Origin of the sequence: Veillonella denticariosi JCM 15641 (assembly GCF_002959855.1) — a bacterium.
GTDB lineage: Bacteria > Bacillota > Negativicutes > Veillonellales > Veillonellaceae > Veillonella > Veillonella denticariosi.
Genome location: NZ_PPDB01000007.1, coordinates 707,421 through 724,643 on the forward strand (window position 1 = coordinate 707,421; position 17,223 = coordinate 724,643).

16 protein-coding genes are annotated in these 17,223 nt (G+C 42.0%); all 16 read right to left on the bottom strand.

Features of this window, described 5'->3' with window-relative positions; genetic code table 11:
- The 16 genes from moaA to thiT all read right to left on the bottom strand — a co-directional run bounded on the left by moaA (position 1) and on the right by thiT (position 17,083).
- Positions 1-966 (bottom strand): GTP 3',8-cyclase MoaA, encoded by a 966-nt coding sequence (gene moaA, locus VEHSUH05_RS08830; protein WP_054674598.1) that lies wholly within the window; start codon positions 964-966, stop codon positions 1-3.
- A gap of 25 nt (positions 967-991) precedes the next feature.
- Positions 992-1,432 carry an MOSC domain-containing protein gene (locus VEHSUH05_RS08835; RefSeq protein WP_105091348.1) on the bottom strand — a complete coding sequence of 147 codons (441 nt, stop codon included), beginning with the start codon at positions 1,430-1,432 and terminating at the stop codon, positions 992-994.
- Between the two features lie 346 nt (positions 1,433-1,778).
- Positions 1,779-3,107 (bottom strand): nucleobase:cation symporter-2 family protein, encoded by a 1,329-nt coding sequence (locus tag VEHSUH05_RS08840; protein ID WP_105091349.1) that lies wholly within the window; start codon positions 3,105-3,107, stop codon positions 1,779-1,781.
- A gap of 220 nt (positions 3,108-3,327) precedes the next feature.
- Positions 3,328-3,945 carry a cyclodeaminase/cyclohydrolase family protein gene (locus tag VEHSUH05_RS08845; protein WP_054674596.1) on the bottom strand — a complete coding sequence of 206 codons (618 nt, stop codon included), beginning with the start codon at positions 3,943-3,945 and terminating at the stop codon, positions 3,328-3,330.
- Positions 3,946-3,958: 13 nt separating this feature from the next.
- Positions 3,959-5,629 carry a formate--tetrahydrofolate ligase gene (locus VEHSUH05_RS08850; RefSeq protein ID WP_105091350.1) on the bottom strand — a complete coding sequence of 557 codons (1,671 nt, stop codon included), beginning with the start codon at positions 5,627-5,629 and terminating at the stop codon, positions 3,959-3,961.
- A gap of 388 nt (positions 5,630-6,017) precedes the next feature.
- Positions 6,018-7,292 carry an SLC13 family permease gene (locus VEHSUH05_RS08855; RefSeq protein WP_038115814.1) on the bottom strand — a complete coding sequence of 425 codons (1,275 nt, stop codon included), beginning with the start codon at positions 7,290-7,292 and terminating at the stop codon, positions 6,018-6,020.
- Between the two features lie 182 nt (positions 7,293-7,474).
- Positions 7,475-8,743 carry an SLC13 family permease gene (locus VEHSUH05_RS08860; protein ID WP_054674594.1) on the bottom strand — a complete coding sequence of 423 codons (1,269 nt, stop codon included), beginning with the start codon at positions 8,741-8,743 and terminating at the stop codon, positions 7,475-7,477.
- A 106-nt stretch (positions 8,744-8,849) separates the two neighbouring features.
- Positions 8,850-9,461: a L(+)-tartrate dehydratase subunit beta gene (ttdB, locus tag VEHSUH05_RS08865; RefSeq protein WP_038115817.1), complete on the bottom strand. Its 612-nt coding sequence runs from the start codon at positions 9,459-9,461 to the stop codon at positions 8,850-8,852.
- On the bottom strand, positions 9,461-10,363 hold the full coding sequence (gene ttdA / locus VEHSUH05_RS08870; protein WP_038115820.1) for a L(+)-tartrate dehydratase subunit alpha: 903 nt from the start codon (positions 10,361-10,363) through the stop codon (positions 9,461-9,463). The genes ttdB and ttdA overlap by 1 nt, the downstream gene beginning before the upstream one ends.
- A gap of 417 nt (positions 10,364-10,780) precedes the next feature.
- A complete protein-coding gene (locus VEHSUH05_RS08875) occupies positions 10,781-11,803 on the bottom strand; it encodes a helix-turn-helix transcriptional regulator (RefSeq protein ID WP_105091351.1) in 1,023 nt (340 codons plus the stop codon).
- A gap of 289 nt (positions 11,804-12,092) precedes the next feature.
- Positions 12,093-12,359 (bottom strand): SemiSWEET family transporter, encoded by a 267-nt coding sequence (locus VEHSUH05_RS08880; RefSeq protein ID WP_038115825.1) that lies wholly within the window; start codon positions 12,357-12,359, stop codon positions 12,093-12,095.
- Positions 12,360-12,705: 346 nt separating this feature from the next.
- On the bottom strand, positions 12,706-13,728 hold the full coding sequence (locus tag VEHSUH05_RS08885; RefSeq protein ID WP_105091352.1) for an AraC family transcriptional regulator: 1,023 nt from the start codon (positions 13,726-13,728) through the stop codon (positions 12,706-12,708).
- A 122-nt stretch (positions 13,729-13,850) separates the two neighbouring features.
- Complete coding sequence (locus VEHSUH05_RS08890) at positions 13,851-14,186, bottom strand: cupin domain-containing protein (RefSeq protein WP_105091353.1); 336 nt, start codon at positions 14,184-14,186, stop codon at positions 13,851-13,853.
- A gap of 33 nt (positions 14,187-14,219) precedes the next feature.
- Positions 14,220-15,455 (bottom strand): molybdopterin molybdotransferase MoeA, encoded by a 1,236-nt coding sequence (locus VEHSUH05_RS08895; protein ID WP_105091354.1) that lies wholly within the window; start codon positions 15,453-15,455, stop codon positions 14,220-14,222.
- Positions 15,412-16,560, bottom strand: coding sequence for a molybdopterin-guanine dinucleotide biosynthesis protein B (gene mobB / locus VEHSUH05_RS08900; protein WP_038115833.1), 1,149 nt, complete (start codon positions 16,558-16,560; stop codon positions 15,412-15,414). Before mobB ends, VEHSUH05_RS08895 begins: the two co-directional genes overlap by 44 nt.
- Positions 16,553-17,083 carry an energy-coupled thiamine transporter ThiT gene (gene thiT / locus VEHSUH05_RS08905; RefSeq protein WP_038115835.1) on the bottom strand — a complete coding sequence of 177 codons (531 nt, stop codon included), beginning with the start codon at positions 17,081-17,083 and terminating at the stop codon, positions 16,553-16,555. Before thiT ends, mobB begins: the two co-directional genes overlap by 8 nt.
- Positions 17,084-17,223: the final 140 nt, after the last annotated feature.

Consider the following 17,223-nt stretch of genomic DNA (forward strand, 5'->3'; position numbering starts at 1 on the left):
CTACCCTCCAATGCGCCACATAGGTCGCTCCGGCTGTTCCATAGTAATACCGTCATGGCGTTCCTGTTTACGTTGTAAAGCTCGTTCGATGTGATCCGCCAGTGCTGCTTCCGAAATACCGTTGCGCACCAAAGACACCAAATCGGCTTCGTCATCACGCAGGAGACAGAGTCTCATTTGTCCGTCCGATGTAAGGCGTACACGGTTGCAGGAATCGCAATAGCTATGGGACATAGAAAATATAAATCCTATATTTTTACCGCTCGGTAAGCTGAAATACGTAGCCGGGCCGAAGCCGTATACAGAATGCGTCTCTACAAGAGCGTCTCCGACAACGCGTTCTAACTGGGACTTCCACTCATCAAATGTCGGTCCATGAAAAGCATCCCCCTGAAACGGCATATATTCGATAAAGCGCCATACAACAGGCCATTTTTCAACATACTGTAATAAAGATCGGACTTCACCATCCGACCAGTGCCGGGACAATACGGTATTAATTTTAACGGATTTAAAGTTTGCCTCTATAGCACTCCGGATACCGTTCAGAACGGAGTCCAACTGCCCTTCTTTTCCTACACAAACGGCAAATGCGTCACTTTCCAAGGAATCCAAACTGATATTGACACGATGTAATCCGAGTTTTCTCAACTTCTGTGCCCGTGAAGCCAGCAAACTGCCATTGGTTGTCATGGAGATATCTTCAAACCAGCCACTGCTTTTAATTCGACTCAACAAATCCTCAATATGAGGGTATAATAACGGTTCTCCGCCGGTAAGGCGTACCGCTTTCACACCGATTCGATGAAAGGCACTGAGAATAAGCATCCATTCATCGACCGATAACAACTGAGTTTGACTTTGAGGCGTAATCTCTGATGGCCGACAATAGGGACAACAAAAATTACACGCATCTGTCAGCGACAGACGTACATATTCAATGGTACGGCCCCATGCGTCTTTCATAATCTACCTCATTTACTAACATTCATTATTTAATAATCAATACATCATCACCGACGCGAATCGTACCGTTTTTAAGCACCTTCCCAAAAATCCCCTGTGTGGGCATAATACAGGAACCGACCTGTTTCATGATTTCACAGCCCTGATGACATTCCTTACCGATTTGAGTAACCTCTAAAATTGCTTCGTTACCAAGCTTGAGACGCGTGCCGACAGCCAATTCATAAAGAACCATCCCTTCAACGGTAATATTTTCCGCAAAATCTCCCGGATGTACATCTGCCCCTTGTTCACGCATATGCTCGATGCTGGCTATACCCAGCAAACTGATTTGACGATGCCAGTTTCCCGCATGTGCATCCCCTTCCATACCATGATCCACGATGAGATTCGCCGATTCGATATTATGTTTCTTTTGCCCTTTTCTCTCACTGATAGAGATGGCAATAATTTTTCCTTCTGCCATGTGCTCCTTCCCTTCTTATGGGAATACATCAATACATAACTTTATATAAATATCAATTTATCAAAATTTTTCTTGCACTATTTCTTTTGTGAAAGCTTTCACAAAACAGTTCTACATTTATCTATTTATTATAACATAATATTCATACAAATTCCCTGTGAATTTAATCACTAATCTATTTACTGTTTCAATTAACCCGGGGATTCATTCGGTCTATTCCAGATATATAAGGCTAATCCTGCATACAAAAAAGAACCTCGCACATATAATGGGCTGCCCCTCCAGAAATTGTGTCCAAATTTTGGAGGGGCAGTTCATAAAGCAAGGTTCTTCTAAGGCACGACAATTACCGACGTCCCATTATCTGGAACTCATCACCGTGATTAACTCCATTGAGCAATAAATTCAGTAAGATAGCTGTAATGCTGCCGAAGGTAATACCGGATTGCAAAATAATCTGCGCCCATGCTGGGAAATTCATATAAAATGTCGGAGCCGCAATTGGAATCATGGCTACACCGATACTGATGGCAACGAGCATCAAATTGTGATTGCCATCAAAGCTGACCTTACCAAGAGATCGTATGCCGCTGGCGATAATCATACCGAACATCGCAATACCGGCACCTCCGAGCACCGCATTCGGAATACTGGCAACAACGGCCGCCAATTTAGGGAACATACCTAATAGAATTAGAATAATACCGGATGCAGCGACTACAAATCGGCTTTTAACACCTGTTACGGCAATAAGGCCTACATTTTGAGCAAATGCCGTATAGGGAAAGCTGTTTAGAACGCCGCCGATTACTGTTGAAACGCCGTCGGCCCGAATAATAGAGGCCAACTCTTTTCGACCGATCTTTTTATCTACGATTTCACCGATTGCAATACTATCACCCGTGGTTTCAACCATGACCACGAGCATAACGACAATCATCGAAACCACAGAAGCCCAGTCAAAGGTAGGTAATCCGAAATAAAAAGGTTCAATAAACGCCACCCATTGGGACCGCCCTACTTCTTCAAAACTTGCTACCCCCATCGCAAAGGCAATCGCGGTACCTGCAATCAGTCCAATTAGTACAGAAAGGTTTCCCAGAAAACCTTTAGCAAACTTATACACAAATACTACGATCAAAAACGTAATAAAGCCGAGGCCAATGTTGGTATAACTACCGAAATCAGGGCTCCCCACACCGCCCCCCATCCAGTTAATGGCCACAGGCATCAAGTTAATACCGATAAGGGTAATAATGGTCCCGGTCACAACAGGCGGAAATAGACGAATGAAACGGCTGAAGAATGGCGCTACCAGAAATGTAAACAGCCCTGCTAAGATGATAGCTCCATAAATGGCCGGCATACCGTGCTGTGCACCGATCATGGCCATAGGACCGACAGAAGCAAAGGTGACGCCTTGAATCATGGGAATACGACCACCTACATTCCCGAAGCCTAACGTTTGGATCAGTGTTGCAATGCCGCAGGTAAACAAGTCAGCGGTAATAAGCCGAATCAAATCCTCCATGGGCAAATTCATCGCCTGTGCAACGATAATCGGCACCGCCACGGCACCGGCGTACATAGCCAACACATGTTGCAGTCCAAAAGCAAACAGCTTCGGAATCGGCAACATAGTATCCACTGTATTGATTTGTTCATGCTCTGTCATAATCATCTCCTATGTAAAGCCATAAATATTACCTGTTTATTTTACATGATTGTTCGGATTTTAACAATACAAAAAGGAAATCCGTGGTAATTTATTCTACCGCGAATTTCCTTTTTCAAAATTTACCGAACATTATATCATTATTAAGATTATAACATTCAAATTTTATCTATTCGTATGAACAGCGTATGCACAATCATTTATTTACATGCGAAACAATCTATTTATATAAATTCACAATAGCAGCTTCTTTCACATCAAGATCCGATTCAATACGTTCCATCTGTGACTCTAATTCAGTCACATAAGCTGTATCTTTGATGCCCGACAAATTAATCCGCACATTAAGAAATGCCGCCTTTACCGCAGCCCGTGCATTGATAGCCGCAATAATACCGTCGGTAATAAGATTCTGATTCCCCTTACGCACCGCAAGTTCCGCAAGCCCAAAAATCTTGGCCGCCACATTTCCGATCTCAAAGGGAACCATAGCTGCATCCTTATATGCCTTTTGAATCGCTGCCGTCCGTTTAGCCTTTTCTTCATCCGTATCTTTCGGTAAGCCCAAGGCATTCATAAATACATTAAATACATCCGCATCGGCCTGTGCTAAAACGAGCATGCGTTCACGTACCGCCTCGGCTTGAACGCGCAGATATTCCATATCCGACTGCACATCTTCGTAGCCTTTTTTATTAACTGTCAAATTAGCCACCATTTCAGCCAATGCTGCACCGGTTGCAGCCGTTAGAGCCGCAATCGCACCACCACCGGGTGTCGGTTCCTTAGATGCCGTAGCACCCACGAAGTCAATAACACTTTGCTCCACTAATTTCATAATCGCCTCTATCTCAATACAAACCTTTAATCGTTCCGTCCGCCTCAATATCCATATTAAGCGCTGCCGGCCGTTTAGGCAGTCCCGGCATGACCATTACATCTCCGGTGCGGCATACAATAAAGCCCGCGCCATTGGCAACGCGAATATCCGATACGGTAATAGAAAAATCGGTCGGTGCCCCTAAAAGCGCCGGATTATCCGATAAAGAGTACTGAGTCTTTGCCATACATACGGGCAATCGATCAAGGCCCCAATCGACAAGCTGCTTTATTTGTTTTTTCGCCTTATCCGTAAAGATGACACCATCGCCACCATAAATGGTACGTACTATTTTACCGACTTTTTCTTCTAAGGAATCCTCTAAATCATATACAAATTTAGGACTTGTTTTAGGCCCGTCCAATAATTCTACGACCTTCTTCGCCATATCGACTCCGCCGTTACCACCCTTTTCCCAACATTCATTGAGTTCTACAGGGACGCCGAATTCTTCACATAAGTGTTTGAGTTCCGCAATCTCCGCATCCGTATCGCTGGCAAATTTATTGATGGCCACTAGCACAGGAACATTGAAAAAGCGCATATTTTCGATGGCTTTACGTAAGTTACTGAAACCTTTTGTTACAGCCTCCACATTTTCCGTACTCAACTCTTGTTTCGGTACTCCGCCATGCATCTTTAATGCCCGCAAGGTGGCAACGATAACAATCGTATCCGGAAAAATATTACCATAGCGGCATTTAATATCGAGGAATTTTTCCGCCCCCAAGTCAGCACCGAAACCGGCCTCCGTAACGACGATATCCCCCAATTTGAGGCCTAACTTCGTCGCTACTATGGAATTACAACCATGTGCAATATTCGCAAACGGTCCGCCGTGAACAATGGCCGGCGTATGCTCCAAGGTTTGTACAAGGTTCGGTTTGATAGCGTCCTTCATCAATAGTGCCATTGCGCCCTGACAACCTAATTGATGAGCATATACGGGGTCTCCCGACAAATTGCAGCCGATAACAATGCGTCCGAACCGTTCTTTTAGGTCCTCTAAATCCTTTGCAAGACATAAAATCGCCATGATTTCAGAGGCAACGGTAATCATAAAATGATCTTCCCGCGGAAATCCGCACACCTTTCCACCAAGAGCGACCGTTACATTGCGTAGCGCCCGATCATTCATATCGAGAACACGCGTCCAGGACAGTTGACGCAAGTCGATTTGCAGTTCATTGCCTTGATGAATATGATTGTCAATCATAGCGGACAATAAATTGTTTGCCGCTGTAATAGCATGCATATCACCTGTAAAATGCAGGTTGATGTCATCCATCGGTACGACCTGTGCATAACCGCCGCCTGCCGCACCGCCTTTGATACCGAATACAGGTCCTAACGACGGTTCGCGCAACGTAGCAATCGCATTTTTACCGATTTTTTGTAATCCCTGTACAAGGCCGATGCTCGTCGTGGACTTACCTTCCCCCGCCGGCGTCGGTGTAATAGCCGTCACGAGAACAAGCTTTCCGTCCGGTTTCGACTCAAGTCGACGAATGGCGTCAAAAGAGATTTTCGCCTTATAATGGCCATATTGTTCAATGTCATCAGCTGTGAGACCGCATTTATCAGCTATGACCTGAATTTTTTCCATCTTATTTTGTTGGGCAATTTCAATGTCACTTAACATAATTTCTCCTCCATACCATTCAGCATTACCACTCTATCTGACATACCTATGCTTTTACCTTTATAGAATCCAATGGACTTAACATATCTTTATGGTTTATGCACTTCACAACAATATCTTAGATAATTGTCCACTGTGAATGTATCTTTGTACGCCAATAATACTATTATATGTGAAAGTATGAGTAATGTCTAATATAAATCTCTACTAAAATGAATCCTATCATAACCTCCGGCGTCTATCGGCGAATATATCACCTCAATCCAGTACTTTCATAATATATAAAGTCTGATCCAATATCACATAATAATTAAAATACGTGATATAGAGATTATAAAAAAAGAAACCCCGTCACAAATGACGGGGTCGTATGACTTACATTATATAATTATGGGTTAAATGGGAATAAAATAGGCAATAAAATTAAGGACACAACAGCGGATACCAAAATCAACGGTAAGCCGGCTTTCACAAAGTCCTTAAAACTATATCCGGCTACGTTATATACCATTGTATTCGCCGGCATACCGATTGGTGTCGCATATGCAAGAGAACTGGAAATAACGATGGCTACGAGGATTGCCTTAGGATCGAAGCCTAATTGAGATGCCAACGACAAGCCGATCGGTGCCAACAACGCAACGTCCGCCGTATTGGACATGAAGTTTGTCATGAATACGGACAAGAAGAATAATACCGCCAACAAAGCCAACGGATTTGGAGTTGCTCCTAAACCATCAACGATAAGATTGGCAATGAATGCACCTGTACCGGATTTAACCATCGCCGTACCGAGTGCCAACGATCCTGCAAACAAAAGAATTGTCTTCATATCGATGGATTTAACAGCCTCTGTTTCCGTAATAACACCGGTCGCTACGATAACAAGAGCACCTACCCAGGCACTGACAGCCAAGGATACGCCGATTTGTTTTTCAAAAATCATAGCCGCAATGGTCAACACAAGCACCAAGCCGGCAGTCCATTTTTTCCAGGCGGGAACATGGCTGAAATCAGCGTTCTTCTGATAATTTGCATCCGGCTCACGAGTCGGCACTTCCGGCAAGAAACGTTTGCCGATGAATGCGTAGAAAAGAGTACCTACGATTAGCATCGGTAACCCTACTTCACCGTATGCGAAGAAATCGAAGGATCCGAGACCCGCTTCTTGCAAGTTGGAGTTAGCGATCATGTTACCCGGGGAACCGATCATAGAGATATTCCCGCCCATCGCAGCGGCAAAAACGATTGGCATCAGAAATTTAGTCTGATTGAAGCCACCCTTTTTACAGATACCGATAACAACAGGAATCATAACAGCCGCAGTGCCCGTATTGGACAAGAAGCCTGACATAATACCGGTAAGCATCATAATAGCAATAATAAGAATTGTTTCATTTTTAGCAAATTTATTTACAATGTTACCTACGTCAACGGCTACACCCGTTTCAAAGAAGGCGGCACCAATAATAAACATCGCCATAAATAAAATGACATTAGAGTCAACAAAGCCTTTGAATGCTTCTGCTGCAGTCAACACACCGGCAAGGTGCAAACCGACAGCCACAATCATAGCTGTAATGGACAACGGGATTCGCTCCATCGCAAACATTACGATGGCAAATACTAGGAATCCCAATGTGACCATAATACTGTAATCCATGAGAATTTTCCTTTCATTGTAGAGTCATACTAGTCCAGTATATAAACAAAGCCTTATAATGTAAATTACCAAATTTGCATTTCAAAAATGAATTTTTCTTCATAATCGACATTTTAAAAGCCCTCATGTTCAAAGCATGAGGGCTCATTGGCTCATTATTGATATTATGTAGTTTTTAAACATTAAAAAGGAAATAGTAAAGGTAACAAAATAAGTGCCACAATGCTGGAAACGAATATAAGCGGTAATCCGGCTTTCACATAATCCATAAAACTATATCCGGCAATATTATATACCATCGTATTTGCAGGCATGCCAATTGGCGTTGCATAAGCTAACGAGCTGGCAATAACGATAGCGGCTAAGACCGCCTTTGGATCAAAACCAAGTTGAGAAGCTAAACTTAGTCCAATAGGTACTAATAATGCACATGTTGCCGTATTAGACATAAAATTAGTCATAAACACGCCCAGTACGAATAAAACGATTAACACAACGATTGGAGATGGACTTGCGCCTAAACTGTTAACAATAATATCGGCAATCACCGCGCCGGTTCCGGTCTTAACCATCGCATCGCCCAATGCCATAGATCCGGCGAACAGCATAATGGTTTTCATATCAATGGATTTTACAGCAACCGTTTCACTGATAACATTAGTCGCTACAAGTACAAGAGCACCTATCCAAGCACTGACATACAATTTAACACCTAATTGTTTTTCAAAAATCATAGCTACAATGGTTAAGATTAAAACAATCGCAGCCGCCCATTTTTTCCAAGATGGTACATGGCTATAATCATCATTACCTTCAAAAGCACCGTCAGGTTTATGACTTGGTGCATCAGGCAAGAATCGTTTGCCGATAGTCGCATAGAATATAGTACCAATTATTAGCATTGGCAATCCTACAAGCCCATAATCAAAGAAACTAAAGGAACCCAACCCAGCTTGTTGCAAACCTGATTGAGCAATCATATTACCAGGCGCACCGATAAGAGAAATATTACCGCCCATAGCAGCTGCAAACACCAACGGCATCAATAATTTCGTTTGCTTAAAGCCACTCTTTTTACAAATACCGATAATAACGGGAATTAAAACTGCCGCAGTCCCTGTATTGGATAGAAAGCCTGACATAATGCCGGTGATCATCATAACCGCTACAAGCAGAGAAGTTTCTGTCTTTGCAAATTTATTAACAACATTCCCTACTTCTACAGCAACACCGGTTTCAAAAAAAGCTGCACCAATAATGAACATTCCCATAAAGAGCAATACGTTTTGATCTACAAAGCCTGCAAATGCATCTTTGGCAGATAAAACACCGCTCAAATGCAATCCAACAGCTACAATCATAGCCGTAATTGACAACGGGATTTTCTCCCATGCAAACATGACGATGGCAAATACTAAAAAGCCAAGAGTTATGATTACACTCGTATCCATAAAGACCTCCCAATACACATAACATCTAAAACAGATACTAAAAGGAGGATTGTAAACTCCATACAAATCCTCCTATTCAGTTGAGCACAACCTATAACGGTATATTTTATTTAATGAAGCTTACGTGCTTATAAATTTCTTCCAATACTTCATCTTTCTTGGCATTGTATTCCACTTTTTTATTTTCAAAGTAATTATTTCCTTCCGCATCGATAGACACGATGAGAGGGCCAAATTCCTTTACGCGGCAAGTCCATAATGTTTCTGGCATACCAAGTTCACGCCAGTTAGCAGATTCAATCTCCTCTACCTCTGTAGCCGCAAGCACCGCATTACCGGCCGGGAATACACAGTGAAGAGCACCAAAATCCTTACATGCACGGGCAGTTTCCGGCCCCATACCGCCTTTACCGACAATGAGACGTACACCTGTCTGTTTTACAAATTCGTACTCGAATTTTTCCATACGCATGGACGTAGTAGGTCCTACAGAAATCATTTCAAATTTATCATCACCATGATCACGCACAATCGGACCCGCATGTAAAATAGCCCCGTTACGAACATCTACAGGTAACTTTCGACCATATTCAACGAGACGTCGATGAGCGACATCACGGCACGTTGTGATATGACCGTTTAAGTAAATAATATCCCCAGCTTTAATTCCTTCAAGATCAGATGCTTGAATTGGTGTTGTCAAAATATGCTTAGCCATTAGAATGTCACTCCTTTGTGAGATAAAATTTCGTACTTACCGTCTTTATCAAATATCATATGACCGCGGCGATGGTTCCAGCAGCCTACGTTTACGGCTACGGAAATTACGGATGGATGGCGGGACCCATGCTCGATGTTTACACCCATAACGGATTTGTCTCCGCCCATCCCTTGTGGTCCAAGATGCAATGCATTAATTCCGTCTTCAAGCAGTTGTTCCATATATGCCGCTTTTTCATTTTCCGCTTTAGAGGATACGGGACGCATCAATGCTTTTTTAGACATCGTTGCCGCCGTATCAATCGAAGTAGCAATACCGACGCCAACGAGCAGTGGAGGACATGCATTAAGTCCATAGCTTGTCATTAAATCCAATACAAATTTAGCGACACCTTCGTACCCTTCACCCGGCATCAAGGTCTTTCCGGAGCCGGGTAAGGAGCACCCGCCCCCGGCCATATATGGAAAGATTTCCACATCATCACGACCAGGAATGATATCCCATGTTATATAAGGTGCTGTGCGACCGATGTTCTTTCCCGTATTAAACTCATCAAAAGTCTCTACACAATTATGGCGCAATGGAGCATCCTGGGTCGCTTTATATGTCGCTTCACGCAAGATTTCTTCCAACTCTCCAATCAATGGATAATTAGAACCCACCTTCACCCAAAACTGTAAAACGCCTGTATCTTGACAAGACGGACGATTTAACTCATAAGCCAAATCCATGTTTTTATGCATCGTTTCATAAATTGTTTTCGCTAACGGATTCTTTTCATCCGCTGCAAGCTCTTTAATTTTTGCTTCTACATCATCTGGTAATTTTTTTGCCATATAAGCTATGAACTTTGCCATGACATTTGTCATTTCTTGCACTTGTTGTTCTTTCGTACTCATCGTAAAACCTCCTAAAAGGACTTCATTACTATCTTTGTTAAGGATCTCACAATATTATTAGTGGACTTAATCCCTTTTGATGATTACATTCTACGCTTTTTACCGAATTCAACTATCCATTTTAAAATATGATTTTTTATGGTGAAAGTATGAGAAATCATATACATTGCGCCGATTAATGTCTCTACTGATCTTATACGATATACAAATAAGTCCATATATAGAAAACTAAAAAAGCGCTACCTGTAAAAGGTAACGCTTTATTTCCCATATATTTATATAGGATTTTAACATATACAAAATCACCTACACCTAATCATTTTATATAGGCTGAAAAAAATATAAATTCACACCCATATACTGCACGAATATCCACCGGCATATGCCGAACAGTCAGTATATTTTATAACAATAAATCTATAATTCCTCTACGATTGCTTTCAGTTTAGCCTTAAGAGACTGCAATTTTTTATCTGCTTCAATCGAAGTTTCCCCATCGATAAGATTAAAATGATATGGCAAAAAAGAATTCAATATATCTAACATATCCTTATCACGGGTAGAAATCATTTCCTTCCAGTTGTGCAGTTTTGTTTTTCTCCCGATGCTTCGTGCCTGCTTACGATATTCAGACGGAGTCGTATGAAAATGCTTCTTAAAGGCCACGTTAAAGGCTTTTATATCAGGAAATCCACAGCGATTAGCAATACGCACTATCGCCTCTTCCGAATTGGCTAAACGCACCGTCGCTTCTCGTAATCTTAAGCGCAATAAATACTCAAGGAAGGAAACACCCAATTGGCGTTTGAAGAACTGTGATGTATAGTTCACATTATAGCCACCTACCCTTGCAATATCCTCTAATTCAATCTTCTGCTGATAATGTTCATCAACATAAGCAATCATCTTATCAAAGGTAGCGGCGGTCATATCTGCCGGTTTAGAGCTGATATGCACGGATTTTACCGCATCAACCTCACTATACACATCCCCCGCCAAAACCATGTAATGATGTTCAATCCACATGCGATTAGCAGGACTTTCACCATTAACCTCCAACAGCATCATCATCGCCGCATGATGGCGCAAAGATGTAAAGAACGGATTGTGACGACTAGTTTCATCTGATCGAACCACAAATTGATACATGCCGAAATTAGGATCAAACCCTTGAAAGAACTCCTTACCTACGTGAATAACGAGGGCTGTTGTATCCTCCTCCAATGCCAACGTAGCATGCCCGACTTGAGGCGAAATTATAATTGTATCGAGGGGTTCCATAGTAAAAACTTCGCTGTTACAACTCATCTCAATACGCCCTTTTAACAGAATAAGAATTTCAGTTTCACTATGCCAGTTGTAATGATATGTACTGACCTTGTATATGTGGCTACTGAAATCTATATGGTTGTTTTTATAGGTATAGTAAAAGTATTCCATTTATGTATCTCCTTATTCTATACATCTATTGTATCGAATAAAACCATCATTTCAATTGTCTCTGCGATACCTTCTCTTATTCTGTTCCAGCCGCAATAGATAAAGTCAGGTTATATTGCTCAATTATATCCATAAAATGTCCCTCTCAATTAAACCGGCTACAAAAAATGCACCCTTTATAAACTAAAGGATGCATTTATTATGATATATTTATTTGACTACGGTCAACAGTATCTTGAAGTTTCCACCTGCATCAAGGCTTATATGATGACAGTGTCACTCACGAAGATTACATAAGTGCTGTAATTGCTGCGGCCAAGCCAAAGAAGATCCCTGGTGCATTGGCTAATGCAACCGGTAAATCTCTATGTTCTTTAAACAAACCATATAGTACCCATAATGTACAGTTGATAGCAGCTACTAAAGGCTGAATCCAATCACCGGTGCCTGGATGTGCCAGATTGTTCATAATTTGTGGAAAGTAAGATACATACATAGCTACAGCTGTAACTGTTGCAACTTTCCCTAAGTTTTCCATAAATTTTACTCGAGTCATTATATCCTCCAAATGATTAACTCAACATAGTTTTGTTTTCTGATGAAGTATATTCTACTCGATTTGGTGAATATAACTATCCAAATTAAAAGGTAATTTTTTTAATAAAATCAAATAAAACATATAGTTTTCTCTCAATTTATTCTATTTCAAGGATTATGAACCTATAAATTCACCCACAAATGAGTATAGAAAAAGCACTACTTATTAAAAAGTAGCGCTTTAATAGATAAATTATATGCTTTCAATATATATAAAATCACCTACGTCTAATAATTCTATATCCATCAAAATATATTGCTCGCATTATAAAGATTCCAATATCAATACACCATGCGGATACGAATTATAACTCCTTGACAACATCGGCTAATTTTACTTTTAAAGTTTCTAGCTTTTGACTCATAAACTCTAACTCAGCCTTAGCTCTTGAATCATCTTCATACGATAAAAACGAATGTAATACATCAAGAACATCCTGATTTTCAACAGAAATAACTTCCACCCCATCATGTAATGTTGTTCTATGTCCGATTTCCTTTACCTTCTTGCGATATTCTGTTGGTGTCAATCGAAAATGCTTTTTAAAAGCCACATTAAAGGCTTTGATATCCGCAAAGCCGCATCCACTAGCAATCCTTGCGACTGCCTCGTCCGTACTGGTCAATAGAGCCGTTGCATCCCTGAGTCTCAAGCGTAATACATACTCAACAAAGGAAATACCCATTTGTTTCTTAAAAAACTGCGATGCATAGGCAACATTATATCCGCCAATCTTTGCAATATCCTCTAACTCGATTTTTTGTTGGTAATGCTCATCGATATAAGCGATCATTTTATTAAAGGAGGCCGGTTTTATATCACCGGGTCTAGCCTCTTCATGGACAAGTTTAACAGGATAAAACTCCCTAAATACATCACCGGCTAATGCCAAGTAATGATGCTCTATCCACATTCGATGTATAGGGCTTTCATCTTTCACCATTAACAACATCATCATAGCCGCGTGGTGACGCAAAGTTGTAAAGAATTGGTTATGGCGAGACCTTTCATCCGAATGGACAACGAATTGATACATTCCAAAATTCGGATCATACTGTTGATAAAACTCATTGCCTACATGAATTGCCAAAGCAATTACATCCTCCTCAAGGGCCAGTATTGAATGCCATACCTGAGGCGAAATAATAACGGCATCAAGAGGTTCCAGGGTAAAAACCTCATCATTACAACTCATTTCAACGCGCCCCTTTAACAGAATAAGAATCTCCGTTTCTCCATGACAATCGTAATAATATGTACCGACCTTATATATATTGCTACTAAACTCGATGTAATTATGTTTATATGAATAGTCGAAATAATCCATAGCAACCAATCGCTCCAACAATCAAACAAGTGGGTAATTAATACTAAGTTTAAAAGCTACCTTTTTCAAATAAAGATAAATGCATCCCTAAAATTAATAGGGATGCATTTATTATGATATATTTATTTAACTACGGTCAACAACATCTTGAAGTTTTCACGAGCATCGAGGCTATGAGGCACTTCAGACGGCATGATCAATGTTTCGCCGGCTTTTACGGTGTGTTCCGTATCGCCGACAACGATATGTGCTTCTCCATCAAGGATTTGCACAATGGCATCCCCCACTGTTATATGCGTAGAAATTTCTTCCCCCTTCGGCAACGCAAATAATGTAATGCTGAGGCGTTCATTTTGAGCAATGGTAATACTGATAACTTGGCCGGCCTTATACTCCAGTACATCTGCTAGATGTAAAATTTCGTTAACAGGAATATTTTTTGTAAAAGTTTTGCTCATAAAAATCACTCCTTATATGACTGCATAATAGCTTTAAATCGCCGGTAACAGCCCTAACAGATACACATCGAACGTATCACCGGGATGTACTTCATGTATACCTCGCGGAATACATGCCAACGCATTAACAGTATATAGACCTAACATACTGCTACTATTAAAGTGACGGTTGGCAACAAAGCGTGGAGCCCCACCGCCGAATATCACTTTTCCTTGTACATAGCGGTCAAAAGCATTACGTTTAAAGATTTCTGTATCCATTACGCAAGCCACCACCGGAGTCGTCCAGTTAGACAACCCTTTATAGCGCTTCAAGGTCGGTGCTACGATTAAATGCCATCCATTAAAGGCAGCCCCCGGATTTCCGGACAAGCCGAAAATAATCTGACTTTTCGGTGTAACTGCACCATAGGATGCCGCGCCCGGTCGCATCTGAATACGGGCATAGATGGATTTAGCCCCTAACTTTTCATAAATAAGAGGCATCGTATCAAAAAGGCCTACCGATACACCACCGGAACTGATGATAACATCAGCATCTTCACTAAGTTTCAAAACATGATCGATTTCGGAGTCCAGTTCCTCAGGAGCATCGCTTACGTGATAGTGGGTTATCTTGTGAAAGCCTAAGTCCTCCAACACCCCGCATATCATAGCTCGATTAGAATTGTAGATTTTACCAGGTGTTAAACTTTCACCTGGCTCAATAACCTCATGACCGGAGGTAAGAACCAACACGCGAGGCATTGCATTAACAGATATATCGGTAATCCCGAGCCCCGTTAAAACAGTCTGTACCGTAGATGTTACCTCCGTCCCCTGAGGAATCACAATAGTACCGGCAACACACTCCTCACCTTGCGGGATGATGTGATCACCACGGTGATATCTTCCTTGAATCGTAATCGTCGTGTGCGGTTCACCTGTGCCGACTACCTGTTCCTGCATGATAACCGTATCACATGTATGAGGGATAGGTGCCCCCGTCATGATACGTACCGCATGACCGGGCTCGACAGGGTTCTCCCACACGACACCGGCCCCGATAATACCGTCAACGATATATTTATTACGTCCTGCTTCATAGGCAACGGCATATCCGTCCATAGCAGATTTTGAAAAGGCAGGTACATCTGTAGGAGCTATAATATCCTGAGCCAATACATAGCCCTTTGCAGCCTGAACATCAATCGTTTCTACTTTATGAACTTGCGTTTGTAAGGCCTCATCCCATAATTGGAGAGCCTCCTCGACAGTAACGACGGCCATCTAAACTCCTCATCATTTCCTGTATGTGGCGTACCAGTTCAGGTACGTCTCGATCTAACTTGCCAATTTCTATCGTCGCCACTCGGTCCATGGAATCCGAGATAAACGCTTCCGTATGTCCCTCTTGGGTAACCTCTATAATAGGAGCAATCCCTTGAGACCGCGATTCTAGTATAACTATATCCACGGGCATAAACTGTGATATTTCATACAAGTTTGATTGTTCTTTTGTACGTATGCGAATCGCTGTTTCAGTAGGTCCTGCAATAGCAACAGCATCAGCCCCCGCTTTATAGGCAAGGTCTGTATCTGTTCCCTCATGGTCCATCTGAAAGCCGTGTTTATCACTTTTTACAACACCAACGGATAACCCGATTTGTCGTAACTCGGATACAAGGCGCGTCACAACGGTAGTCTTACCCGTTTTACGTTTTGACGCGACCACGCTGATTAAAGGTACCCGGCGGAATTCATTTTCAGCTAAAGCCCGAGCCCATTGATAATCTTCAAATCTGTTTACATTTCGCAATGCATGACTCTGATCCTGTGCATCAATCAGTTCCACGGCTCCGATTATATCGATGGCATGACGCAAAGATACATCATCTCCGGCGATAACGGCTTGCAACAAAGGTACAATAGACGGTCTGTATATGCCCGCCATAGGCTCACGTTGTCCGCTACAGCCGATTGGAACAATAGCATTCCAATCATCTTCGTCGACTTTATATAACCATTCATAATACAGAGACACATCCATAAACGGCATGTCTACAGCCATCACCGCATAGGCAGGGCTCGCCCCGACGGACAAGGCACTATAGAGACCACCTAACGGACCGCAGCGCTTCACAGAATCCCGAACAATGGAAACTCTCTCTTTCTCATTGTTCGATAAAGTATCAATGATATGAGTTTGAATGGCAAGTCCTAATCGATCATCATCACCGACGGAAATTATAATATCTTTAACATCCGCCTCTAACCCCTTGCGCAAAGCATGTGAAATGAGACTTTCACCATTAACCCACGGTAACAGAGCCTTAGGTCGCCCCATCCGCGTACTCAAACCACCGGCTAAAATAATTAAACCTAACTCACTCACGACGTTTTAACCCTCGTTTTACCCCTTGGTATATAAACAATAAAACAACGATATTTATGATACCGTCCGGCACCATATAGGATGCATTGTACACCATCGAATAAATCCATGGATTTTGCCCCTGTGGCGCATAACTGGCGAATACGACAGCACCGCTCGTAACCGATGCCAACCAGCGCAATGCGATAGCCACGACGGAACCGCTGATAAGACCTGTGAAAGAATCCTTAAAATAACCGCATACACCGATGGCACCGTAAGCGACTACATAATCCAAAATAATGCTCAAATAATGCACAGATGACTTGAATCCCAAAATAAAATGCAAAATACCGTACACGACGCCGGCAAAGATACCGCGCGCCCCGCCCCAGCGATACGCAAAAATCATGAGCGGTACCAAAGAGGCAGCCTTTATGGAGCCCCCTTGAGGCATGTGGAAAATCGTAATAAATGATAAGACTTGCGCAATGGCGATAGCTACACCGGCTTCGGCAAGCATACGCGTTTTAGACTGACCCATCTGTATCGACCTCCTATGTAAAGTGAACTTATTAATATCATTAAATACAGTCTATCTGTATTGTACTACAGAATTCAAGCTACACCAATCAAATATTCGGAATGTGTTGAAAATTTTCCTCCTCTCTTGTATAATGGTAC

Coding starts and splice junctions, on each gene's coding strand:
- VEHSUH05_RS08840 (WP_105091349.1), bottom strand. CDS start 3,107: ATGACAGAGCATGAACAAATCAATACAGTGGATACTATGTTGCCGATT.
- VEHSUH05_RS08895 (WP_105091354.1), bottom strand. CDS start 15,455: ATGGCCGTCGTTACTGTCGAGGAGGCTCTCCAATTATGGGATGAGGCC.
- VEHSUH05_RS08875 (WP_105091351.1), bottom strand. CDS start 11,803: ATGGAATACTTTTACTATACCTATAAAAACAACCATATAGATTTCAGT.
- thiT (WP_038115835.1), bottom strand. CDS start 17,083: ATGGGTCAGTCTAAAACGCGTATGCTTGCCGAAGCCGGTGTAGCTATC.
- ttdA (WP_038115820.1), bottom strand. CDS start 10,363: ATGAGTACGAAAGAACAACAAGTGCAAGAAATGACAAATGTCATGGCA.
- VEHSUH05_RS08845 (WP_054674596.1), bottom strand. CDS start 3,945: ATGAAATTAGTGGAGCAAAGTGTTATTGACTTCGTGGGTGCTACGGCA.
- moaA (WP_054674598.1), bottom strand. CDS start 966: ATGAAAGACGCATGGGGCCGTACCATTGAATATGTACGTCTGTCGCTG.
- VEHSUH05_RS08885 (WP_105091352.1), bottom strand. CDS start 13,728: ATGGATTATTTCGACTATTCATATAAACATAATTACATCGAGTTTAGT.
- VEHSUH05_RS08835 (WP_105091348.1), bottom strand. CDS start 1,432: ATGGCAGAAGGAAAAATTATTGCCATCTCTATCAGTGAGAGAAAAGGG.
- VEHSUH05_RS08855 (WP_038115814.1), bottom strand. CDS start 7,292: ATGGATTACAGTATTATGGTCACATTGGGATTCCTAGTATTTGCCATC.
- VEHSUH05_RS08880 (WP_038115825.1), bottom strand. CDS start 12,359: ATGACTCGAGTAAAATTTATGGAAAACTTAGGGAAAGTTGCAACAGTT.
- ttdB (WP_038115817.1), bottom strand. CDS start 9,461: ATGGCTAAGCATATTTTGACAACACCAATTCAAGCATCTGATCTTGAA.
- VEHSUH05_RS08860 (WP_054674594.1), bottom strand. CDS start 8,743: ATGGATACGAGTGTAATCATAACTCTTGGCTTTTTAGTATTTGCCATC.
- VEHSUH05_RS08850 (WP_105091350.1), bottom strand. CDS start 5,629: ATGTTAAGTGACATTGAAATTGCCCAACAAAATAAGATGGAAAAAATT.
- VEHSUH05_RS08890 (WP_105091353.1), bottom strand. CDS start 14,186: ATGAGCAAAACTTTTACAAAAAATATTCCTGTTAACGAAATTTTACAT.